The organism is Anaerophilus nitritigenes (genome assembly GCF_004138215.1).
GTDB lineage: Bacteria > Bacillota > Clostridia > Peptostreptococcales > Thermotaleaceae > Anaerophilus > Anaerophilus nitritogenes.
On the sequence record NZ_RYYS01000043.1, the window covers coordinates 21,775 to 44,804 of the forward strand.

A 23,030-nucleotide genomic window follows, 5' to 3' on the forward strand; every position below is an offset into this window, starting at 1 on the left:
TTTAATTATCCTAATATCACTTTTAAGTCTTCATCTGGTGTTGAAACAGGCTTAATATTAAATTTGTCAACTAGTACTTGTAAAATATTTGGCGTAACAAATGCTGGCAATGATGGACCTAAGTAAATATCTTGAAGCCCTAAATAAAGCATTGTCAAAAGTACTGCTACTGCCTTTTGTTCATACCATGAAATAATAAATGAAAGTGGCAAGTCATTTACATCACAATCAAATTCTTTTGATAATGCAAGTGCAACTTGAATTGCTGTATACGCATCATTACACTGTCCACAGTCAAGTATTCTAGGAAATCCAGCTACAGTGCCTAAATCCAATTTATTAAATCTATATTTACCACAGGCAAGAGTTAGAATTGCTGTATCCTGTGGAGTCTTTTGAGCAAATTCTGTAAAATAATTTCTACCTGGTCTTGCACCATCACATCCTCCTATTAAAAAGAAGTGTCTTATTTTACCTGCCTTAACAGCATCAACAATTACACCTGCATTACTCAATAAAGCATTTCTACCAAATCCCATAGGAATTTTCTTTTCTGGCTCATCCTCTGGAAACCCACCAAGTTCCAATGCTTTTTGTATAATAGGTGTAAAGTCCTTCTTACCATTTACATCTTTTATATGTTGCATCTCTGGATATCCAACTACACTTGAGGTAAATATTCTATCTTTGTAGCTATCTCTTGGCTTCATCAAACAATTACTTGTCATTAGTATAGCTCCAGGTAGTCCATCAAATTCTTTTTGTTGATCTTGCCATGCACCACCGAAATTGCCTATTAGATGTGGATATTTTTTAAGACCAGGATAAGCATTACAGGGTAACATTTCCCCATGAGTATATACATTAATACCTTTATCTTTTGATTGTTCTAATAAATCTCCTAAATCTCTTAAGTCATGGCCTGAAACAACAATAAATGGTCCTTTTTTCTTTGTTATTAGCATTTGAGTGGGTTCTGGATCTCCAAATGTGCCTGTGTTTGCTACATCTAATAATTCCATACACTTAAGATTTATCTTTCCAAGCTCCATATTTAAATCAAAATATACTTCAGCAGTTAAATTTTTGTCTAATGTCGAGCCTAGAGCCTTGTACATAAAATTAGCTACTTCTTCATCAAACTTTCCAAGTACATATGCATGATGATGATATGCACCCATACCCTTTATTCCATAAATTAGAAATTCTCTTAAGGAACGAATATCCATATCTAAATTTTCATCATCCATAACGCCTAAATTTGGTCTGCAAGCTATATTTAGTATTTCTCCCCTTGTTTGCGGTGCTATAAAATCTGCTCCTTCTGGAATATTTTCAATATTTCCTGCACTCTCTTTAAGTTGTTTTTTTACTTCATTGGCTTTCTGTACATATTTTACAAATCTCTGAGCATCAAAGTTTACATTTGTAAGTGTAGCAAATACACATTCTGTAAAAAATTCTCCAATCTCTTGTGAAATTTTATTGCCTTTTTCAATATTCTTCATAGCATAAAATCCGATACCTTTACATAAGTAAATTAATACATCCTGCATTTTAGCAACATCTGGATCTTTGCTACACACACCTAATTTTGTACATCCCTTACCACCAGCAGTTTGTTCACACTGCCAGCAAAACATAGCATTATCCATAATTAAAATTCCTCCTTTTTAAATTATATAATTGACTATGAATATAATTTGTTACAAAGATCTACTACTCAACTGTTTTTATTATCTCTATATACAAAATATATTATTCTCATCATTATATAAAAATCTACTTTAACCATTTAAAATACAGTGACTAAAAAACATTCTCATGATAAAATATAAATAATATAAAGTAGCTGTATTGAGAGGATAGATATTATGGAAAAATATGACCGATATTGCTCATCTTAAATCTGTTAAATAAACTAAACATTTCAATTTGTTTTCAAAAAAGTCACTGGATAAAAACAAGAGGGGCAAGGAAGGGAAATATTATGATCTATAGAATCAGGCAGTTTATTCAAGGACTGCTTGCAAAAATCACAAAAGAAGACATTAAATTTATAGAAAAATATTTAAATAAAGAAGAAATAGAACTATTTAAGAAATTAAGAGTATCCGAGCAATATCACAGTCTCTATGTAGCTTATGGATGTAAATCAAAGTTTGCAGATGATATTACGCTTATAAGAGCGGCCCTTTTACATGATATAGGAAAAATAGAAAGTAATCTTACACTTATAAATAAATCTATTGTAGTCATATGCATTAAGTTACACTTTAAAAAAGATATTTTACCTAAATTTATACAAAAATCACTATATTATAAAAACCATCATCCCCAAATAGGATATAATATTTTATTTAATATGAATATAGAAGATGATGTATTATATTTAGTAAAAAACCACCATAATGAATATTGTATATCTTCAAAAGCATTAGAAACTCTAAAATACTATGATGATATGTACTAAAAAATGAGCCTAGGATTTTTCCTAGGCTTATTTTACTAAATTATCTTTTAATTTTCCTAAAAAGTCTTGAATATTTGCAACAATAGTCGTTACTTCTAATGTTCCTCTATCTTGTAATTTATTTAAAACAAATTCAGATACATCTACTGCATATATAAATACGGGTCTTATTTCTCCATCTACCATAATATAAGAAGGAGTCATATTTCCTGTTGCAATTGTATGAAGCTGAGTAGCAAGACAAATAAGTGTTGTCGCTTGTCTTGCATGATTTCTCATAGCATCTTGTGCATCATATACATTAGCAAATACACTAGGTAGTGGTCCATCATCTCTTATAGATCCTGCTAAAACTAGGGGTACATTGCTTTTTACACAAGCATGTACAATTCCATCTTTTATATTTTCATCTTCAATTAATTGCTCAATAGATCCTGATTTTCTAGCTTTGTTTAAAGCATCTAAATGATGATAATGTCCATTGGGCTTTGAATCTTGATGATAAATATCTTGTCCTAAAGCTGTTTTAAAAATTCCACCTTCTAGATCATGAGTAGCTAAAGCATTTCCTGCTAAAACTGCATGAGCATATCCATTTTTAATAAGACTTGCCATAGACTCTCTTGATCTATGGTCAAAGGATACAGCAGGACCTAATACCCATACAATATGCCCATTCTCTTTTTCATGCTGTAAAAGTTCATATAAGTTTTCATAATCTTTTGTAAAAGCAGTTTCTCTAGATCTGCCTGTTCTAAAGGCAAATATATCTTTTTTGTGATTATCCTTTTCAAACCCATTAGCATAAAGATAAATGCCTTCACTGGCATCTTCTGTTCTTCCTACAACTACTTGGTCTCCTACATGTAAATTTCTAAATTCTTTAATCTGTATCTTATCTTCCCCTACTAATACAGGAACTCCATCCATTCTACTTTCATTTGCCAAAATCCATTTTCCATTGATTTTAAAATATTCTGGATACATAGATGTAGTATGATAATTATCTGGTGCTACCCCATCCTTTACTACTTTTTCTACGACTGCATTGGGTGCTGATAAAAATATTTCTTGATCAAAATTAGGTGCTTTATATTTTGGTAATTGAAACATTTCGATTCTCCCTTCTTTGCTACATAAACTTTAATCTATAAAAATGTCGTTATCTATCTTTTTTTATCGAAACTTGTTACATACTTATCTATCATAACATATCTATATTTAGAGTATCAACCCCACAAAAAAAGAGCCTTACGCTCTTATGAAATCATTCATTTTTATACTAATCTCCTTTATCGACATCTTTTATTCCATATTATGGTTTGTTTTATTTTTTGTCAATGATAATTTTAGACTCTATTTCTTTTATTTTTTGTTTATATAGATACATATTCTGATCAGCAATTTTTATTAAATCATCATAATGTTTTCCATCTTTAGGAAAATTTGAAATTCCATAACTAAAACTACAGATCACCTTTTGATCATCAAATATAATAGGATTATTTTTAAAATAATAAATATATTCATTCATATATTTATGGATGGCTTGATTATCTTTTCCTTGAACTAACGCAATAAATTCATCTCCTCCATATCTAGCAAATATCCCTAATGTTTTAAATTTTTTTTTCATAAAAAAAGCAAATCCTTTAATTAACTCATCTCCTGCTAAATGTCCATAATAGTCATTTGCAATTTTAAGACCATTTAAATCAAATAAAATCACAAAAAAGCTTTCATGATTATTCATAGCATTTTTCTTATAAATTTTAAACTGTTCTTCAAAATACCCTCTATTATATACATTTGTTAATGTATCATATCTAGAAAGATACATAGCTGTTTCATAAAGCTTATATTTGCTCATAGCAAGTTCTACTTGATTTTTCATATATTTCATAAGCTCTATATCTGTTTGATCAAAGGCATAGCTTTGATGACTATCTACATTTACAAAACCTTTTAAATTTCCGTCTATTACAATAGGTGCACTCATAAATGATTTCATTTTTTGTTTTACATCTATAAAGTTAAAAATTTTTCCTTGTTTTTCGTCTATATGATCAATACAAATAATTTGATCCCAAACGCCTTTAGATGCATGCCATTGATAAGATTCTTTTAATGGAATAAAAAATTTTTCTGCTCCATCATCATATCCTTTAGACACTCTAATTCTTAAATGGTTTTTTTTATCTAAATTAAGAATTGATCCACTATGAGCATCTTGTATACATTCAATAATTTTATCTAATATCAATTTGAGTAATTCTTCTATATTTGTAGATTTCATAATAGCATGGTTTACTTCTATCATTCTCTCTTGTAGTCTTAATATTTTTTTTATCTTATTTTCTGTATTGATTCTTTCTGTAATATCCACTAGCACACCTATAATCCCTATAACTTCTCTTTGATCATCTAGTATAGGCCCCTTTGTAAAAAGAACTTGATGTAATTTTCCATCTAAATATTTTAATTTAGATTCATATATCTTTTTCTGTTTCGTTTTCAAAACTTCTTGATCTATCTTAAAATGTATATCTGCTAATTCCTTTGGAAGAATATCATATATATTTTTTCCTATTACATCTTCTTCTTTTAAACCCATATACTCTATATAAGCTATATTTATACACTGGTACATACCATTAGGATCTTTATAAATAACCGGGTTGGGTATAGTATCAATTGCCATTTGTATATTTTTATTATAGTTCTTATGATCTTTTTGTTTTTTCTTAAAAAATAATTTTTTGATTATATGATTTTTTTTCAAAAGAACTTTCATCCAGTTAAATATATTCATTTTTGTTTTCCCTCCCTGCTGTATTCCTGGAGAATCTTACTATAATATGATTTGATCCTTTTAGTTTTTCAATCTTTCTATTAAAATAATTATCTATATTGTAATATTTTTTTGAAAAAAATATCGAATTTTTAAAATTTTATTTATGTAAATTTGTTTTTATGATATTTTTTCATTGACTTTTTACGAACTAAAAATAAAATCCGTGCCATGGCACGGATTTTATTTTTAGTTGCTTAATTTAATAATTAAATCTCCTACATTTACCTGTTGTCCTTCTTTTACAGGAATAGACTCCACTTTTCCACTAGTAGATGTTGTAATATTTGTCTCCATTTTCATAGCTTCTACAACAGCTACAATTTGTTTTTCTTTTACTTCTTCTCCTTGTTTCACTAAAATCTTAATGATATTTCCTGGAATGCTTGCTCCTATTTCTAATGGATTAGAAGGATCTGCCTTTTGCACATAATTTAATTCTTTCTTTACAGTCCCACGGTCTTTATCATAAATTTTTATAGCTCTTCTACTATCATTTACTTCAAATAAAACTGTTCTATTTCCTTCTTCATCTAATCTTCCAATTTCTAAAAGTTTAATGACTAAAATCTTTCCTTCTTCAATTTCTATTTCACAAGTTTCTCCTTCACTAAGTCCATGGAAATAAATATCACTTCCCATTCTACTAAAATCTCCATGTTCTTTAGTATACTCAATATATTCTTCATATACTTTAGGATAGAGTGCATAGCTTAAAACATCTTTTTTCGTAGGCTCTATATCAAATTTTGCTTTTAACAATTTCTCAATCTTATGAAAATCTTCAGGCTCTAGTAATTCTCCCGGTCTACAAGTAATAGGCTCTTTTCCTTTTAATACTAGCTTTTGAAGCTTTTCTGGGAATCCTCCCATAGGTTGACCCATCATCCCTTCAAAATAAGCTACCACTGAATCAGGAAAAGCCATATCTACTGCTTTTTCATATATATTTTCTGGAGTTAAATCATTTTTAACCATAAATATTGCCATATCTCCTACTACTTTTGAAGAAGGAGTTACTTTGATAATATCTCCTAACATTTCATTTACTTTTTTATACATTTCTTTTATTTCATTGAATCTATGTCCAAGTCCAAAGCTTTCTACTTGAGGTTTTAAATTAGAATATTGTCCTCCAGGAATTTCATATTTATAAATTTCTGCTGTACCAGATTTTAGCCCTGATTCAAATTTTTCATAAACTGGTCTAACATCTCTCCAATAGTCAGAAATTTTTTGAATATGATCTACAGAAATTTTTGTATCTCTTGAGGTATTTTCTAGTGCTGCTACTACTGAGTTGAGTGCTGGCTGACTAGTAAGCCCTGACATACTATTAAATGCCGTATCTATAATATCTACTCCAGCTTCAGCAGCCATAAGAACAGTTGCTACTCCATTTCCACTTGTATCATGGGTATGAAGATGAATTGGCATACTGATTTCTTCTTTTAATGCTTTTATTAATTTAAAAGCAGAATGAGGTTTTAATAAAGCTGCCATATCTTTGATAGCTAGTATATGAGCTCCTGTTTTTTCAATTTCTTTTGCAAGATCTACATAATATTTTAGAGTATATTTATCTCTTTTATCATCTAAAATATCTCCTGTATAACACATACATGCTTCAGCAATTTTTCCGCTTTTTAACACTTCATCTATGGCAACTTCCATTCCCTTTAACCAATTTAGAGAATCAAATATTCTAAATACATCAATACCACTTTGAGCAGATTCTTGAATAAACTCTCTTATTACATTATCTGGATAATTTTTATATCCTACTCCATTTGCTCCTCGAATCAACATTTGAAATAAAATATTAGGTACTTTTTCTCTTAAACTTTCAAGTCTTTTCCATGGAGATTCTTTTAAAAAGCGATAAGCTACATCAAAAGTAGCTCCTCCCCACATTTCAAGAGAAAAAAGATCTTTTCCAAGTACAGAAGTTGATTTTGCAATTCTTTCCATATCTTTTGTTCTAATTCTTGTGGCCATCAAAGACTGATGGGCATCTCTCATAGTTGTATCTGTAAGTAAAAGTTTGTCTTGACTTTTAATCCATTTTACAACACCCAAAGCTCCTTCTTTTTCAAGAATTTGTTTACTTCCTTCTAATGTATTTGGTATTATAAGTTTTGGTACTTTAGGAACATCAAATTCTTTTTTGTTTCCTTTTGTTTCATTCACTACTTTTTCTCCTATAAAATTTAGTACCCTAAGTTCTTTATCTGCTTTTGGCATAATATCAAATAGTTCTGGATTTTCTTCTATAAATCCTGTATGACAAGTTCCTTTTTTAAATTCTTCATGATTTAATACGTTTACTAAAAAGGGAATATTCGTTTTTACTCCTCTAATCTTTACTTCTCGAATAGCTCTATTGACTTTTCGAATAGCATCTTCAAAAGTTCTAGACCATGAAGTAGCTTTTACCAAAAGGCTATCATAATAAGGACTAATCATAGATCCTGTAAATCCATTTCCACCATCTAATCGAATCCCAAAGCCTGAACCTGTTCTATAGGTATCGATTTTTCCTGTATCTGGTGCAAATTGATTAAGTGGATCTTCTGTTGTAATCCTACATTGAATAGAATATCCTCTTGGTTTTATATCATCTTGTCCTTTGATTCCAATTTCTTTAGAATCAAGACCATATCCTTGTGCAATTAAAATTTGACTTTGTACAATATCAATTCCTGTAACCATTTCTGTTACTGTATGTTCTACTTGAATTCTGGGATTCATTTCTATAAAGTAATGATTTCCTTTTATATCTACTAAAAACTCTACAGTTCCAGCACTTCTATAATCTACTGCTCTTGCAATTTTTAACGCATCATCACATATTTTTCTTCTTTGTTCTTCTGTAATAGATAAAGCTGGTGTAAACTCAATAACCTTTTGATGTCTTCTTTGAATGGAACAATCTCTTTCATATAAATGTACAATATTACTATATTTATCTCCCAGTACTTGTACTTCTATATGTTTAGGCTTCTCTAAATATTTTTCAATAAACATATCATCAATTCCAAAAGCTTTTTTTGCTTCATTTTTTGCACTTTTGAATTCTATTAAAAGGTCTTTTTCTTCCCGAACAATTCTCATACCTCTTCCACCGCCACCAGCAGCAGCTTTTAATATAACAGGATATCCACAAAATCTTGCAAATTCAATAGCTTCTTCATCAGACGTAACAGGTTTTTCGATTCCTGGTATCGTAGGCACTCCTACTTTATTTGCAACCATCTTCGATTTTATTTTATCTCCTAATTGATCCATCATCTCATGATCAGGACCTATAAACTCAATTCCTGCTTCCTCACACTTTCTAGCAAATTCTGAATTTTCTGATAAAAATCCATATCCTGGATGGATCGCATCTACACCTTTCTTTAATGAAATATTTATGATTTCTTCCATATCTAAATAAGCTTCTACAGGTCCTTTATTTTTACCTATTAAATATGATTCATCTGCTTTTGTTCTAAATAATGAATTCTTATCTTCATCAGAATAAACCGCTACTGTACGAATACCGAGCTCACTGCATGCTCTAAATATCCTTATAGCAATTTCTCCTCTATTTGCTACTAAAACTCTTTTAAATTTTTTCATACAGATTTTCACTCCTCATTTATAACCCATGATTTTAGTATATGGTTATACTTATAATTATACAATTTTATAATAAATTGTAGGTTTATACAAGCATTTTAAAAAGAATTTTTTTATTCTGTCAATTCAAAAAAGCAGGTAATTCCTGCTTATCCTTTTGGTTTGAAAATTAATGCTCCCATAAATCCAAATATAATAGCTGATGAAATTCCAGCACTTGTAACTTCAAATATTCCTGTTAACACCCCTATTAATCCATATGTCTTTGCTTCTGCCAATGCACCCTTCACTAAAGCATTTCCAAAACTACAAATAGGAATAGATGCTCCTGCTCCTGCAAATTTGATTAAAGGATCATAAAGCCCCAGTCCTCCTAATATGGCTCCTACCACTACTAAAGTAGTAGTCGTATGAGCTGGAGTCAATCTAAATACATCTAACATAATTTGACCAATCACACATATAAGTCCCCCTACTACAAATGCCCAAAAGAATTTTTCCATAAACTATACCTCCATTTCAATAGACACAGCATGAGCAATACAAGGTATACTTTCCTTTTGTTGATAAGACATAGGAGACATTAATGCTCCTGTAGCTACTATTAATATTCTTTTTAATTCTCCTCTTTTCATTCTGTTTAGAAAATGTCCATACGTTACTGTAGCAGAACAACCACACCCACTAGCTCCTGCCATTACAGGTTGATCTTTTTTATATATCATAACCCCACAATCTGTTAAAATATGCTCTGGTATATTCATTGCATGCTTTTGCAAAAGATCTTTACAAATCCTATGGCCCACTTTTCCTAAATCTCCTGTAGCAATCACATCATAATAAGCTGGATCTCTATTGAAATCTCTAAAATGGGCTTGTATCGTATCTACTGCTGCTGGAGCCATAGCAGATCCCATATTAAAAGGATCTGAGATTCCCATATCTACGACTCTTCCAATCGTTGCACCAGTAACTTTTGGTCCTTCTCCCTTTGCACTGAGTAATGCTGCTCCTGCTCCTGTAACTGTCCATTGAGCTGTAGGAGGCTTTTGAGCTCCATATTCGTTTGGATACCTAAATTGTTTTTCTGCAGAAGCATTGTGACTACTGGCAGCTGCTAAAACATGATTGGCAGCTTTACTATCTACCAAAAGAGCTGCTAGTGATAATCCTTCCATAGAGCTTGAGCAAGCTCCAAAAATACCTAAATAAGGAACTCCTAAAGTTCTAGCTGTAAAGCTACTTGGTGTAATTTGATTCATCAAATCTCCACTAACAAAAAAATCTATATCTTCTTTTTTCAACCCTGCTTTTTCAACAACTTTTTCACAAGCTTGTTCTAATAGTTTTTTTTCTGCTTTTTCAAAGCTGTCTTGCCCTAACCATAAGTCCTCATGTAAAATATCAAAGTCATCTGCTAGATTCCCCTTTGCTTCAAATGGTCCTCCTACTGTTGCTGAAGATAAAATCACAGGTTTTGAATCAAAAACCCAAGAACTATGTCCTTTAAGCATTTACATCCCACCTAACCACTGAATTGTAATTTTAATAAGAGCTACCACAAAAGCAGAAAAAACACCATATACAATGACAGGACCTGCTATTTTAAACATATTTCCTCCTACTCCTAATACAAAACCTTCACTACGATGTTCTATAGCTGCTGATGCTACTGTATTTGCAAATCCTGTAACAGGAATAATTGTACCTGCTCCTGCAAATTGAGCAATTTTATGATATGCTCCTATGCCTGTAAGAATTACCGTTGCAATAATTAAAATAGCAGTAGCAGGATTTCCTGCTGTAGTTTGTGTAAAATTAAAATATTTAATAAAAATCATTTGGAGTCCTTGCCCTATGGTGCAAATAATTCCTCCAATAAAAAATGCTCTTAATATATTTCTCCCTACTCTTTTCTTTGGTTCTCTTTCTTTCGCAAAAGCTTGATATTCTTGTTGTATAGGGGTTAGTTTCTTATTTTTTTGACTTGACATAAAATCACCTCTAATGTAATAAGTACGGTTCTAATTTATTCAACAATTCTTTGATCTGCAAAGAATTGTATAGATATATCTTCTTTGTCTTTTCATCATTTGTTTCTATAAAAAAACTTAAAAGGTCTGCTTCACATTTTTGAAGATTTGCATAAAGTAATTGTTTAACTTTAGGTTGTGCAACTTGAATTGCATCATCAAACAAATCTAAATACAACTCCAAATCATCATCGACTTGTCCTAAAAACACATTATCTAAAGATATTCCTTGTCCATCTAATTGAAGTTTTACCCAATTTCTATTCAATCCAATTGTACTAAGTGGCTCATCTAATATATTTCCATCTAATATAATAGTTTGTGGTACTTTTTGACTTGGAACTACTCTTCCCATATCACAAGAAGTAATAGGCTGTTTATCTGCCTTAAGTAAAACATTTAACTCACCTGTAGATTCCATAATTGCAAATTCTACATCTGCTAAGTTAAAAGCATTCTTAGATCTAAGTTCTTTTAAAAGTTCTTCCCCTGTAAGCTTTAACTGATTCATATTTTCTTCCATAATTTTACCATTCCTAATGAGTATCTTTTCTTTTCCATAAATCATATCATGTAAAACTTTGCTCTTTAAAGAAACATACTCAAATATAATAGGAATTATGGTCCATACACCTAAAGCAATCATTCCAAACGCGAGATTCGGAATCATATTAACAGAAATTAAAGCGGCTAATACAGAAATAGTAGTATAATATACAAATTGAAAAGGTGTAACTTTACTTATTTGTCTTTGTCCAATGATTTTAATCATTAAAAAAGTTATAAAAAATAAGCCTATTGATCTTAGTAAAATCTCAATCCACTTTTCCATTTTTTCTCTCCCTTAATAACCTTTATACTCAGGTTCTTCAAATTCTATTTTTTTTATTCTTTCTTCTAAATCATCTATAGCATTATGTGTAATATCTAATGCTTGTTGACAGATATTTTTAAATTTTTCATCTTCACTTTGTATGCTATAGGTTTGTAAAGTACTTTGTGCACTTTTTAAAGTAGCTAATGTTTGTTTAACCTTTGCCCCTACTGTCATATATTTCAGCTCCTCTTCTTTATACTTATTTTCTCAATTATTCATTAAGTTCATTCATAAAATACAATATTTATTTTACATAATTTAAAAAATATATATAAATTATCCATAAATTATTCATTTCTATCATTTCTATATATTAAAAAAGCCTAGAATACTAGGCTTTATAATACACGTTTTCCAGGTATAATCATATTGATAATACCTATTGCCAAAGCTGCTAAAACTGCTCCTAACATACTTACCCTTACTCCATTTACAAAGACTCCAGTAAGATAAATAATCACTGCTGATACAACAAATCCTGTTATGCCTCTTCCAAAAGGTGTTGTATCAAATCCTGTCATTCTTTCTATTAAGTAATCAAAAACCCCTATAAATATAGCTGCCATAAATAGAGGCATAAACCCTCTTATAGAAAAAAACGGAGTGAAAAAAGCTACAATAGCTAATACAAGCATTGAAACTAGTATTCTTGTAATGATACTTCCTATACTAATATCATTTCTTTGATCATTTCTTTGATCATTTCTTTGATCATTTCTTTCTGGCAAATCAAACACCTCCTTGACATAAAGTATTCACCTTGTTTTCATTTTTTATGTGTTTTTTGATTAATATTTTTTGATTTTTTGTAAATACTATTAAAGAAATTTATTTAGGAAGGAGTGTTTTATTTTGACTACTATCAACAAATTAGAACAAACTCTTGCTAGTGCAAAAGGTCTTGCTGCAGATTTAAAGACTTTTTCATTAGATACAGATGATCAACAAGCAAAACAAATGTTTAATCAACTATCTACAACTATGGAAAATGCTGTTCAAACCATTCAAAGTAGAGTCAATTATGTAAGCAGCGAAGAACCTCAATACAATCAACAACAATAAAACTGATTATGAAAATAGACCTTATATTTAAAAATATAAGGTCTATTTTTATACAATTTAATCATTTTTCACTCTACATATTTTTGAATCATTTTTTCAATATTTTTTTTTGTAGCTTCATCTTTTATTACTTCATCAATTTTTTCCCCATTCTGATATAAAGCGATAGTAGGAAGTCCTAATATTTTTTGAGAAATAGCCAGTCTTCTTGCCTTTGCTGTATTTACTTTTATAAATTGAATCTTTGTTTCATATTTTTTCTCCAATTCTTCTACATCTGGCATCAACACTCTACACGGTGCACATGCTTCATGCCAATAGTCAACGATTACATAGGTTTTTATATCTAAAACCTGCTTTTGAAAATTCTCATTGTCTACTGATATCATGTTCATCACCTCTTCTTATTTTGATCTAATGATAAACCATTTTAACACTTCAACACGTATCTTTTTATTCTTCTTAATTTATTTTATCATTTTTAAAAATATATGTATATGAAAAATTTTGTATAGATCATGGAAAAAGCTTATATTTCCAAGGAAATATAAGCTTAAAAATCTCTTTTGATCACTATATCTTCTTTAAATACATTCCACATATTAGGATCTTCCATTCCTAATCTCCAAAGAGCAAGTCCTTTTATCCCAAGTTCCCATGCCTTTTGTGCTTTTATATAAATACTCTCTGCATTTTCAAACCATACTTCATGTTGATTTCCATTTTCATCCACATAAGAAAATGTAGGCGTCTTCGTTTTTTCATCGAAAATAATTTCTTTATTGTATTTTCTTGCTAAATTCATAGCCATATTGTAAGTTACATAGGTATTTCTTCCTGTAGTAAGATTAAAATCAAAACCAAATACAGAAACAGCTGCCACAATTTTTTCTTTTGGCATTTTTGTCATTGTATATCTTAAAACTCTATCCATCCATCCTATAGATACAACAGGTCCTGGTCCACTTCCAGGCCATCCATGCTCATTATACAACATGACTACAAATTCATCTACAGCTTTACCAATAGGTTCATATTCAAAAGGATCTGAAAAAGGATTAAAAGGTTCGTCGCTCACTCTTGCAGGAATAGCTGCTGATAAATAATATCCTCTTCTTTTGAGAGCTACTCCTAGTTCTGTAAAAAGGGCTGATAAATTTTTACTATCTTCTAAATACACATCTTCAATATCCATACTTACACCATCAAAATTGTATTTTTCAATGAGCTTAATAATATTTTGAATGAATGTTTGACGATTTTGTTTGGAAGAAACAATTGTTCTGACTACATCCTTAGAAACCTTCGTACCTCCATTTTTATAAAGAAGATTATGCACAACAGGCATCATCTTCACATTTTGACGATGTCCAATTTCAACTATATTGTTTACATATTCATCTGTGAAATCTCCAAAGTTTTCAATTTGTGTGGGATTTTCTCTATCGATCCTAAAAAGAAATAAAGCTCCCTCTGAAATTAATGATGTATTTTTTACAAAAGATTCATAAGAACTAGGAAGTGCCGGCCCTTCTGCTAGTGTATAATAAGAAAGATTACTAATGATAGGTTTTGATCCATCATATACAAATCTTTCAACAAGTGTTCCCTCTATCCATCCTGGCTTTCCATTATAAAGTCTTACCTTATACCACCCTTTTGAAAAAGCAGTTACTGGAAGGCGAGCATTTCTTTGAACTTGTGTCACAATAGGATAATCAATCCCACCTCTCATTCTAATATTTGCTATATCTACAATGACTACCACCTCTGTATAAAGTGGAATTTTCAACTTTTGACCTGGTACTACTAATGTATCTGTTAAATTATTTAAAGTCATAATACTTTCCACTATTGTATCAAACTTTTGTGCAATTAAATAAAGTGTATCTCCAGGTTGTACAATATATACTTCATTATTTCTACTCATTTTTTCACCTTCTTTTATATTCTTCCTTACTATCTTATTCTCAAAGCACTAAAAATGTTAACAGTATTTTCTAATTCTATGTGTCACATAATATTTTTATCATGCATACTTTGTAGTAGATACACAATATACCTATTAAAAAGTTATATTGAATAAGGAGGCGAAATCTATGGCAGAAGCATCATGCACAAACAATATCTTGGGTTGTAATGATAGTAGTTTGTTATTTTTCTTTTTACTTTTAGTAGTTTTATTCCAAGGTCCTTTATGTGGATTATTTGGAGATAGTGACAGCTTGTTATTTTTCTTCTTACTTTTAGTCATTTTATTTTGTTACCCTACTTTAGGGTCCTTCTTCCCTGGATGCTAAAAAAACTAACGTATTAACTAATACTAAAGGCCAGGGAATTCCTGGCCTTATTTTTTATTCAAAATCCCTTATATATTTTTCATTGATTCCTTCTTTTAATTCGGAAATAGGAATTTCAAAAGTAGGAATTCCTTCTGCATAAGAACCAATCTCATAAAGTCCAAAATAAATTCCAATTCTTTCATCCTTTAAATAATAAGATTGATCTTCTCTAATCCTATCAAATCCTTCATACTGAGTATATATATTTTGAGGATCTTCCCCTTCTTGAATCAGTCTTTCTTTTTCTTCTTGATTGATTTGATCCATTTGTTTTCTTACCTTCTCACTAATAATCTTTTTATAATCATATCCATCTTTAAACAAATCCTTAAGATTGATTATATCTCCTGTTCTTAAATCTATATTATAAGTAATATCATCATGACTTCCATGAGCTCCTCCTGTATAACTATAATAAACTACATAAATACTTAATATATTTTCTTCATTTTTCTTTTCTGTGAAAAAAACATCTGCAGAATATGGATGCAGTTCATATCCATATTTTTTAGCATCTTCATAACCTTCTTTTGCAGATTGAATCATCATATCTTTAAAATCTAGTATATCTTTCTCAAACATTTGATTTATTTTTTGTTGTATTTTTTCATTTTTCAAACCTGACACAATTGGCATATTTATATTTGATATAATATATTCATTATCTTCTTTCATAGTCTTTATGCTTAATTTTACAGCTTGGGATTTAAGAGATATATTTGTATTTACTCTTTTTTTGAAAACGTCAAATGGAATTTCAAATATACATTTTTCATTTTCTGCTCCACCAACTAAATAAGGTTCAAAGCATATTCCTATATTTTTTTCTTTTAAATAATAAGTACTCTCTTCTATAGCCTCTTTAGTGATCTTGTATTTATTTTTATATTTGTTATGAATATAATCTTTAATCACTTTTTGATAGTCTTCTTGTTCATCAAAGAACCTGTATAGATCTATTTGTTTTCCAGTCTTTAAATCTAGAGTATATGGAGTTTTTAAAACATATCCATCTTTTTTTCCTTCATTCACATTTTTTTCAATGATTAAACTGATAATATTATCTGTTTGATAGGTTACTTCAAATTCACTTCCTATAATAGTTGGTGTATCTATTTCCTCTTGGGAAGATATCGAAAACTTAGTTTTTGTATCTATAAATTCCATTATTTCATTTTTAAGTAAATTATTGATCCGGTCCTGAGCTTCTACATTTTCAGTATTTCTCACAACTGGAATCTTTAAAGTTCCTTTTATATATTTTTTATCTAGTATAAAATCTTCTTGGGCAATCTCTACTTGATACATCTTTTCATTTTGTACATCTTGTGCTTTTACAAAAGATGTACAAGCTGTTAAAGACAATATCATACTACCTAATACTACAATCCCAATTCCTTTGTAAAATATATTTTGTCCCACTTTGTAACCTCCAATCACTTTATATACTTATTGTATGTTCTTATAGTAAAAAATGGGTTACAAAAAATTTACAATCTTTTTCAGTTCTTTCATTCTACGATGATTTTCATCTCCATATAAAACTAAATGTAAAGTATCATATTGATTTTTAAAAAGATAATATTTCAAGAATTGAAAAGAATATTCATCTATATAGTGAATATTTTTAATGAAAATAACCATGGGTTTTATTTCAATGAGGATATTCAAAAGCTTTTCTACTCCACTAAAAATTCTATTTTTTTCTGTTTTTATACTAAGCTGATCGGTTACTACTAGTGTATCATCTATAGATAATACTTTGGATTGTATCCTTAGTATATCCTTCCAGTAATAAGATCTTAATTTTTTTAAGTCTTCTTCTTCATATCTCATCATAAGTATTTCTATTAAATTACTGATCCAATAATAATCAAGTCCTAATGGATAGCAAGGATTCTCTATAATTTTCTTTCCTTTATATATCTGTTTTTGTATCTTTTGAGAATTATCTTTGGGATTCCATATAATATGGCTATTTGTATTTAATTTCAAATTTATTCCTTTTTCTTCAAAAACTTCAAATCTATTAATGGTTGTTTTACTTTCTTTTATTTTTTCATAGATTTTCTTAGTAGATTCCATAGGACCTATATTTAGTTCTTCTCTTAAAGTTGTACAACATCTATCATATTGATGAATAGCAGCATCTCGATCTCCTAATTCTATATAAATCTGGATCAATTCTACATAAAGTTCTTCTTTTAATGGATTGATTTTAATCATTTCTTCTAATAAATCTATTGCTTTTACATATTCATGATTTTTTTTATAAACATAGATAAGCTTATGAAGAATATCTATATATTTTCTCTGATATTTTTCTCTTTCATAAAAAATCCAATCATTAAATTCTATACACTTTTTTATATAAAACTCTTCTAAAAACTCTCCTTTATATAAATTCTTTATTTTCTCTAATTCATTCTTATAATCATAAATTTTTTTATCTTTTATCTCCTCATAAACTTCATTCAGCTCTAGTACATCGATATAAAGATTGGCATTTGGATTGATCATACATGTATCTTTTATACTGATAATCATATTTTGTCCCACTTTATCTTGTTTAATAATTTTTCTTAACGACCAAAGATTATATCTTAAATTATATCTAGCAGAATCCATATTACTAGCATCCCAAAAATAGGTTGCTAGTTTATCTCGACTAAATTTTTTCCCTTTATTTACTGCCAGATAACACAATAGTGCCGTGGCTTTATTACTTAATTTTTCTACTATAGATTTTCCATTCCATATAATTTTTAAATTACCAAGCATATATATCTCTAACTTTGCCAATGATGATCATCCTCTATCTTAAATTAGTTTCATATAAAATATTTCCCTCTTTTATAGTAACCAATACTTTTATATTTTTTATCTGTGTAGAATCTATTTTTAAAGGATCTTCATTTAAAATTACAAGATCTGCATACTTCCCTTTTTCAATACTACCCTTTATATCTTCCTCAAATACAGCATAAGCTCCATGAATGGTAAACATCTTCAAAGCGTCTAAAGGTCTTATTCTATGCTCTTTAACTGGATGATTAACTGCTGCATAAATTCCAAGTATTGGATCTAGTGGAGTGACATCACTTTCTGATCCTGCTGCAATCATCAAACCTTGTTTCAAAATTTCTTTGAATGGATTGGCTTTTACTCTTCTTTCCTCGCCTAACCTTTTCTCATACATTTGTCCTTTATGTCCCCAAAAATATTCATAAGAAGGTTGCATAGAAACAATAAGCCCAAGGTTTTTTGCCCTATTAATATGCTCTTTGGTAGGAAGTTCAAAATGTTCAATTCTATTTCTATGATTTTTTCTAGGATAAATTTTTTGAGCATATTCATGTGCTGTTAGAATTTGTTCAATAGCCCGCTCTCCAATAGCATGAACACTAATTTGTAATTTTTTTTCATATGTTTTTAAAATAAAAGAATTTAAATCTTCTTGAGTAAAATAAAGTTTTCCATTGGTAGTAGAGTCATCTATATAAGGTTCTTTTAATGCAGCTGTTCGAGAACCAAAAGAACCATCTATAAAAATTCCTCCTCCTATTCTAGATAACTTTTTTTCTATTACTTTATTTACATTTACAGTTTGATAAAAAAGGCTAATATCAATAGGAAAGTTGTCCATATTTTCATAAACAAACTCGGCATCCTTATCATGAAAAGTAAAACCACCTTCCATTGCATTTAGAGAAGTAATTCCTTTTTCTATTGCTATCTCCAATACCTTATTGACACCTTTTAATCTCATTCTATTAGAAAATTTATTCAAAATTTGTTTTCGTACAATGGCACTCGCTCTTCCTGTAAGAACTCCTGATGGTGTACCATTTTCATTTCGAATAATTCCATCTGTATTGTAAGGTATCTTTAGCATATGAAGAGCCATTGAATTTACAATACTTGTATGATATTCTACCCTATTAATCCAAACAGGATGATTTGGAGCACATTGATCTAGCTCATATCGATTAGGTAGTCGTTTTTCCTTGATTTTTAATTCATCTAAACCAATAGCTCTTATAAATTTCCCTTCAGGAGTAATTTTACTTTCCTCTTCAATCTTTTTTAATATCTCTTCAATACTTTTTACATGACTTAAATCTAAACTTAAAATATTCAATCCTGTCTGGACAAGATGAACATGACTATCATAAAATCCTGGAACCATAGTCCTTCCTTTTAAATCAATAGTATCTATGCAAATAGGGAAATATTTCTTATATTCATTTTCATATCCTATATCCACTATCTTCCCATCTTGAATAGCAAGCCATCGAGCAATAGGACTTTGGGGATCTAGTGTGATTATATTTCCATTATATACAAGTAAGTCAATCTTTCCCATAAATCATCCTTCTTCCAATTTATTAGTTTTTATCTTGTTTCTTCCTTATATTGTAACATTGTTTAAAATGAAAATACAATCCAAATCAGCAAAACAAAAGCTCACACTAACCTGTATGAGCTTTTACTATTTAGCCAAGTATATCTACTAAAAACGTATATATCACTTGTGCAGTTTCAACTACTGTATGAATTTTTACATACTCATCAGCTGTATGATAATTTTCTCCATCTGGTCCAAATACAAAAGTAGGTACTTTTAATCGAGCTCCTAAATAATTAAAATCTCCAATACTTGAAAAATATCCAATATTAGGATTCTTATTACAAATTTTTTTAATACTTTGAGATAACTTTTTCACATATGGATCTTCTTCATCTACTATATAAGGTTTAAATCCTTGTGTTTCTTCACTAGGTGCCTCTCTAAAGGTCATACTTACTTTTGATTGTATATCAGCTCTCTTTACTGCATCAAATAATTCTTTTTTTAAATATTCTTGGTCTTCACCTCTTACTACATGCCTAAATACTGTAAAAGAAGCTGTATCTGCAACACTGCAAGCTTGACCTCCACCATCAGATTTTATAATACAAATAGATCCTTTTCCAAGTTTTTCATCTTCTATCATTTCTGAATTTTTCAGTTCTATCATAACCTTTGCAGCATCTAGAATAGCACTTGTTCCTTTTTCTGGATTTGCTGCATGAGCAGATTTTCCTTTCAATGTAACTGTATAATTGTATCCTCCTCTAGCTCCAAGACAAACACATGGAAATGGAATAGAGCAAAATCCACTACTTGGTTCTGTAACAATGGCCACATCTATATTATTTGTAATACCATCCTCTATAATTGCATTAGTTCCTAATCCATAGGGACCTTCTTCATCTGATACAAAAGAATAAATAATCTCTCCTTTAAAATATTTTATAGTCTTTTGAAATGCTTCTAATGCAAGGAGTAATGCACTACATCCAGATTTCATATCTAATGCTCCTAATCCATAGAGCTTATTTTTTTCTATCGTTGCCTTTAACGGATCTTTTGTCCATCCTTCGCATATATTCACTGTATCTAAATGTCCATTTAATAAGATTTTAGGACCTTCTTTCTCTCCTCTTAAATTTCCAACTATATTGAGCCCTTTAAACTTCGTTATTTTTTTTTCTTCATAATAATGAAATTGTGGATTTAAATTTCTATCTGCTAGCCATTTATAGGTAAACTCCATAATTTCTTTTTCTTGAAAATATGGACTACGAATTTTTACTAAGCCCATCAAAAGTTCTATGACTTTTTCTTCATTGATCCATTCTAATCCCCTATTCAAATTACACTCCCCCTTTTTCTATTTTTCTTTCTCCATTTCATCATCATGATAAGTTTTTACAGATGAAATATCTCCTTCTTTAAACATAAACTTTCCTGTGAAACCATAAATAATAGCAATAATAGGCGTTAAAAAAGCTAAAAATACATAAGGTGCATATTCTAAGGTAGGTACATCCAATACCCCTGTAAAAAATGCTCCACATAATCCCCAAGGAATAAGAGGTGATGTTACTGTAGCTGAATCCTCACAAGTTCTTGAACATACTTGAGGTAAAAGTCTTTGCTTTTTATAAGCAGGAACCAACATTCTTCCTGGAAGAATAACAGCCATATATTGAGTAGCAGAGAAAATATTTACTGCAATACTTGCTAAAACATGAGTAGTTATAAGCCCTCCTGTGCTACTTACAATATTTGAAATTTTATCTAGTAATACCTCAAGCATCCTTGTTTTTTCTAGTATTCCACCAAGGCTTAATGCAATAAATCCTAAAGATATTGTCCACATCATACTTTGAAGTCCCCCACGACTTAGTAAAGCATCTACTGCTTTTATTCCTGTATCTGATACAAAACCATCATTCATAAAAACAAACATTTCTCCTACTCCGTATCCTTGGAAAAGGATTGCAAACATAGCACCAATAAAAGATGCAATTACCATTACTGCCAGTCCTGAAACCTTTTTTATAGCTAATATAACAACAACAATAGGTGGAATTAAAGTAACTGGGTGTATCCAATAATTTTCTTTTAATCCATTTAAAATGACATCGATTTGACTTGTATCAATAATTCCTCCTCTAAATTTCATTCCTAATACTGCATAAAAAATCAATGAAATTATAAAAGCAGGTCCTGTTGTATAAAGCATACTTCGGATATGGTCAAATAAATCTGCCTCTGCAACTCCTGCAGCTAAATTTGTTGCATCTGAAAGAGGTGACATTTTATCTCCAAAAATTGCTCCTGAAACAATAGCTCCAGCTGTAAGTGGAGCTGGAATCCCAAGGCCCATTCCTATCCCCATAAAAGCTACTCCAAAAGTTGCCCCAGTAGTCCAACTACTTCCTGTAGAAACTGATGCCACTGCACATACAAAGGCTGTAGTTAGTAAAAATACAGAGGGTGATAAAATCTTTAACCCATAATAAATGAGTGTTGGAATCGTTCCCGCTGGAATCCAAGTAGCAATAAGTACCCCTACTAACATAAGAATCAACATAGGAACCATAGCTATATTACATCCATATATAATTCCCTCTTGCACATCTTCCCATGTAAATCCATAAGCCATTGCCACTATTGTTGCCACTAATGTCGCTAACAATAAACTAATATGTGTTACCCAATTTTGATGTAAAACAAATATTTGCATATACATGACTAAACATAAAAATAAAATCACAAAAATTGAACCAGCAAAACTTGGTTTTTTCTCCTTTAAAACGTTTTCATTGTTCATATATATACCTCCTTCTTTGAATTATCTTTATATTAACAACCATTTATATTATCTAACGTTTTAAAATTTGTTTATAAAAATAAAATATTTTTAAATATTAAAACTATTTTAAAACATTCTTAAAACATTTTGTATCTGAAAAATATTATTGATCACATTTTCTCTTTATTTTTCATAAAGTATAACAAGGAAAAAGTAATATAGGAGGTGTTAAAATGGCAAGTGCATCTCAATATGGATGTGGTTTATTTCATACTCAAACAGAATTATTGCTTTTCTTCTTGCTTTTAGTTGTTATATTTCAACAATACTGCTAAAACTTAAAACACTAAAATAAGAGCTAGGAATATCCTAGTTCTTATTTTAGTGTTTTAAGTTTTATAAAAAATTATATATTGGATAAAATTATATATAAGATGAAAAGTAATATTTTTTATAGAAATATTTATTATAAAAAAGAAAATACTATAGTTAAGGAAATTTATTTTTAAAAAATATTTTTAAAACTTTTATTATATGAGACTTGATATTTATTGATTTAACGAATATAATAGATTAGTTAGTCAAATGATATATTAAAATATTATCTTAGTCTATTCGTA

20 protein-coding genes are annotated in these 23,030 nt (G+C 29.7%); 3 read left to right on the forward strand and 17 right to left on the reverse strand.

Annotated elements, in window-relative coordinates; all coding sequences use genetic code 11:
- Positions 1 to 5: 5 nt before the first annotated feature.
- On the reverse strand, positions 6 to 1,655 hold the full coding sequence (gene hcp / locus EK368_RS06985; protein WP_129597851.1) for a hydroxylamine reductase: 1,650 nt from the start codon (positions 1,653 to 1,655) through the stop codon (positions 6 to 8).
- A 335-nt stretch (positions 1,656 to 1,990) separates the two neighbouring features.
- Between hcp and EK368_RS06990 the strand changes: the two genes are divergently transcribed.
- Positions 1,991 to 2,473 carry an HD domain-containing protein gene (locus EK368_RS06990; RefSeq protein ID WP_129597853.1) on the forward strand — a complete coding sequence of 161 codons (483 nt, stop codon included), beginning with the start codon at positions 1,991 to 1,993 and terminating at the stop codon, positions 2,471 to 2,473.
- Between the two features lie 27 nt (positions 2,474 to 2,500).
- Here EK368_RS06990 and EK368_RS06995 read toward each other — a convergent pair whose 3' ends face one another.
- The 9 genes from EK368_RS06995 to EK368_RS07035 form a co-directional block, all read right to left on the reverse strand.
- Positions 2,501 to 3,586 (reverse strand): putative NPN-dependent ornithine cyclodeaminase, encoded by a 1,086-nt coding sequence (locus EK368_RS06995; protein ID WP_129597855.1) that lies wholly within the window; start codon positions 3,584 to 3,586, stop codon positions 2,501 to 2,503.
- 214 nt (positions 3,587 to 3,800) lie between these two features.
- The gene (locus EK368_RS07000) at positions 3,801 to 5,285 is read right to left on the reverse strand and encodes a sensor domain-containing diguanylate cyclase (RefSeq protein ID WP_129597857.1); all 1,485 of its coding nucleotides are present in this window, start codon (positions 5,283 to 5,285) and stop codon (positions 3,801 to 3,803) included.
- 228 nt (positions 5,286 to 5,513) lie between these two features.
- The gene (locus EK368_RS07005) at positions 5,514 to 8,948 is read right to left on the reverse strand and encodes a pyruvate carboxylase (RefSeq protein WP_129597859.1); all 3,435 of its coding nucleotides are present in this window, start codon (positions 8,946 to 8,948) and stop codon (positions 5,514 to 5,516) included.
- A 149-nt stretch (positions 8,949 to 9,097) separates the two neighbouring features.
- Positions 9,098 to 9,451, reverse strand: coding sequence for a stage V sporulation protein AE (gene spoVAE / locus EK368_RS07010; protein WP_129597861.1), 354 nt, complete (start codon positions 9,449 to 9,451; stop codon positions 9,098 to 9,100).
- A gap of 3 nt (positions 9,452 to 9,454) precedes the next feature.
- On the reverse strand, positions 9,455 to 10,462 hold the full coding sequence (gene spoVAD / locus EK368_RS07015) for a stage V sporulation protein AD (protein ID WP_129597864.1): 1,008 nt from the start codon (positions 10,460 to 10,462) through the stop codon (positions 9,455 to 9,457).
- Complete coding sequence (gene spoVAC / locus EK368_RS07020) at positions 10,463 to 10,942, reverse strand: stage V sporulation protein AC (protein WP_129597866.1); 480 nt, start codon at positions 10,940 to 10,942, stop codon at positions 10,463 to 10,465.
- Positions 10,943 to 10,952: 10 nt separating this feature from the next.
- Positions 10,953 to 11,813, reverse strand: coding sequence for a DUF421 domain-containing protein (locus tag EK368_RS07025; RefSeq protein WP_129597868.1), 861 nt, complete (start codon positions 11,811 to 11,813; stop codon positions 10,953 to 10,955).
- A gap of 12 nt (positions 11,814 to 11,825) precedes the next feature.
- The gene (locus tag EK368_RS07030; RefSeq protein ID WP_129597870.1) at positions 11,826 to 12,032 is read right to left on the reverse strand and encodes a DUF1657 domain-containing protein; all 207 of its coding nucleotides are present in this window, start codon (positions 12,030 to 12,032) and stop codon (positions 11,826 to 11,828) included.
- Positions 12,033 to 12,196: 164 nt separating this feature from the next.
- Positions 12,197 to 12,586, reverse strand: coding sequence for a phage holin family protein (locus EK368_RS07035; protein ID WP_243109375.1), 390 nt, complete (start codon positions 12,584 to 12,586; stop codon positions 12,197 to 12,199).
- A 124-nt stretch (positions 12,587 to 12,710) separates the two neighbouring features.
- On the opposite strand from EK368_RS07035, the gene EK368_RS07040 reads away from it, so the two are divergent.
- Positions 12,711 to 12,920, forward strand: a complete 210-nt coding sequence (locus EK368_RS07040) for a DUF1657 domain-containing protein (protein WP_129597873.1) — start codon at positions 12,711 to 12,713, stop codon at positions 12,918 to 12,920.
- Positions 12,921 to 12,988: 68 nt separating this feature from the next.
- Here EK368_RS07040 and trxA read toward each other — a convergent pair whose 3' ends face one another.
- Positions 12,989 to 13,309 carry a thioredoxin TrxA gene (trxA, locus tag EK368_RS07045; protein WP_129597874.1) on the reverse strand — a complete coding sequence of 107 codons (321 nt, stop codon included), beginning with the start codon at positions 13,307 to 13,309 and terminating at the stop codon, positions 12,989 to 12,991.
- A gap of 164 nt (positions 13,310 to 13,473) precedes the next feature.
- Complete coding sequence (locus EK368_RS07050; protein ID WP_129597876.1) at positions 13,474 to 14,850, reverse strand: glycosyl hydrolase family 18 protein; 1,377 nt, start codon at positions 14,848 to 14,850, stop codon at positions 13,474 to 13,476.
- A 169-nt stretch (positions 14,851 to 15,019) separates the two neighbouring features.
- Here EK368_RS07050 and EK368_RS07055 point away from each other — a divergent pair, with 169 nt between their 5' ends.
- On the forward strand, positions 15,020 to 15,220 hold the full coding sequence (locus EK368_RS07055; RefSeq protein WP_129597878.1) for a hypothetical protein: 201 nt from the start codon (positions 15,020 to 15,022) through the stop codon (positions 15,218 to 15,220).
- A gap of 54 nt (positions 15,221 to 15,274) precedes the next feature.
- On the opposite strand, the gene EK368_RS07060 is transcribed toward EK368_RS07055, so the two are convergent.
- From EK368_RS07060 to nhaC, 5 genes are all read right to left on the reverse strand, one after another.
- The gene (locus EK368_RS07060) at positions 15,275 to 16,684 is read right to left on the reverse strand and encodes a PdaC/SigV domain-containing protein (protein WP_129597880.1); all 1,410 of its coding nucleotides are present in this window, start codon (positions 16,682 to 16,684) and stop codon (positions 15,275 to 15,277) included.
- Positions 16,685 to 16,741: 57 nt separating this feature from the next.
- Complete coding sequence (locus tag EK368_RS07065; RefSeq protein ID WP_129597882.1) at positions 16,742 to 18,064, reverse strand: AfsR/SARP family transcriptional regulator; 1,323 nt, start codon at positions 18,062 to 18,064, stop codon at positions 16,742 to 16,744.
- Positions 18,065 to 18,077: 13 nt separating this feature from the next.
- Positions 18,078 to 19,628 carry an amidohydrolase gene (locus tag EK368_RS07070; RefSeq protein ID WP_129597884.1) on the reverse strand — a complete coding sequence of 517 codons (1,551 nt, stop codon included), beginning with the start codon at positions 19,626 to 19,628 and terminating at the stop codon, positions 18,078 to 18,080.
- A 130-nt stretch (positions 19,629 to 19,758) separates the two neighbouring features.
- Complete coding sequence (locus EK368_RS07075) at positions 19,759 to 20,961, reverse strand: M20 family metallopeptidase (RefSeq protein ID WP_202976442.1); 1,203 nt, start codon at positions 20,959 to 20,961, stop codon at positions 19,759 to 19,761.
- Positions 20,962 to 20,979: 18 nt separating this feature from the next.
- Positions 20,980 to 22,428: a Na+/H+ antiporter NhaC gene (gene nhaC, locus EK368_RS07080; RefSeq protein WP_129597886.1), complete on the reverse strand. Its 1,449-nt coding sequence runs from the start codon at positions 22,426 to 22,428 to the stop codon at positions 20,980 to 20,982.
- Positions 22,429 to 23,030 lie beyond the last annotated feature (602 nt).

Coding starts and splice junctions, on each gene's coding strand:
- EK368_RS06995 (WP_129597855.1), bottom strand. CDS start 3,586: ATGTTTCAATTACCAAAATATAAAGCACCTAATTTTGATCAAGAAATA.
- spoVAC (WP_129597866.1), bottom strand. CDS start 10,942: ATGTCAAGTCAAAAAAATAAGAAACTAACCCCTATACAACAAGAATAT.
- hcp (WP_129597851.1), bottom strand. CDS start 1,655: ATGGATAATGCTATGTTTTGCTGGCAGTGTGAACAAACTGCTGGTGGT.
- EK368_RS07025 (WP_129597868.1), bottom strand. CDS start 11,813: ATGGAAAAGTGGATTGAGATTTTACTAAGATCAATAGGCTTATTTTTT.
- EK368_RS07050 (WP_129597876.1), bottom strand. CDS start 14,850: ATGAGTAGAAATAATGAAGTATATATTGTACAACCTGGAGATACACTT.
- spoVAD (WP_129597864.1), bottom strand. CDS start 10,462: ATGCTTAAAGGACATAGTTCTTGGGTTTTTGATTCAAAACCTGTGATT.
- nhaC (WP_129597886.1), bottom strand. CDS start 22,428: ATGAACAATGAAAACGTTTTAAAGGAGAAAAAACCAAGTTTTGCTGGT.
- EK368_RS07000 (WP_129597857.1), bottom strand. CDS start 5,285: ATGAATATATTTAACTGGATGAAAGTTCTTTTGAAAAAAAATCATATA.
- EK368_RS07030 (WP_129597870.1), bottom strand. CDS start 12,032: ATGACAGTAGGGGCAAAGGTTAAACAAACATTAGCTACTTTAAAAAGT.
- EK368_RS07005 (WP_129597859.1), bottom strand. CDS start 8,948: ATGAAAAAATTTAAAAGAGTTTTAGTAGCAAATAGAGGAGAAATTGCT.
- EK368_RS06990 (WP_129597853.1), top strand. CDS start 1,991: ATGATCTATAGAATCAGGCAGTTTATTCAAGGACTGCTTGCAAAAATC.
- spoVAE (WP_129597861.1), bottom strand. CDS start 9,451: ATGGAAAAATTCTTTTGGGCATTTGTAGTAGGGGGACTTATATGTGTG.
- EK368_RS07070 (WP_129597884.1), bottom strand. CDS start 19,628: ATGGGAAAGATTGACTTACTTGTATATAATGGAAATATAATCACACTA.
- trxA (WP_129597874.1), bottom strand. CDS start 13,309: ATGATATCAGTAGACAATGAGAATTTTCAAAAGCAGGTTTTAGATATA.
- EK368_RS07055 (WP_129597878.1), top strand. CDS start 15,020: ATGGCAGAAGCATCATGCACAAACAATATCTTGGGTTGTAATGATAGT.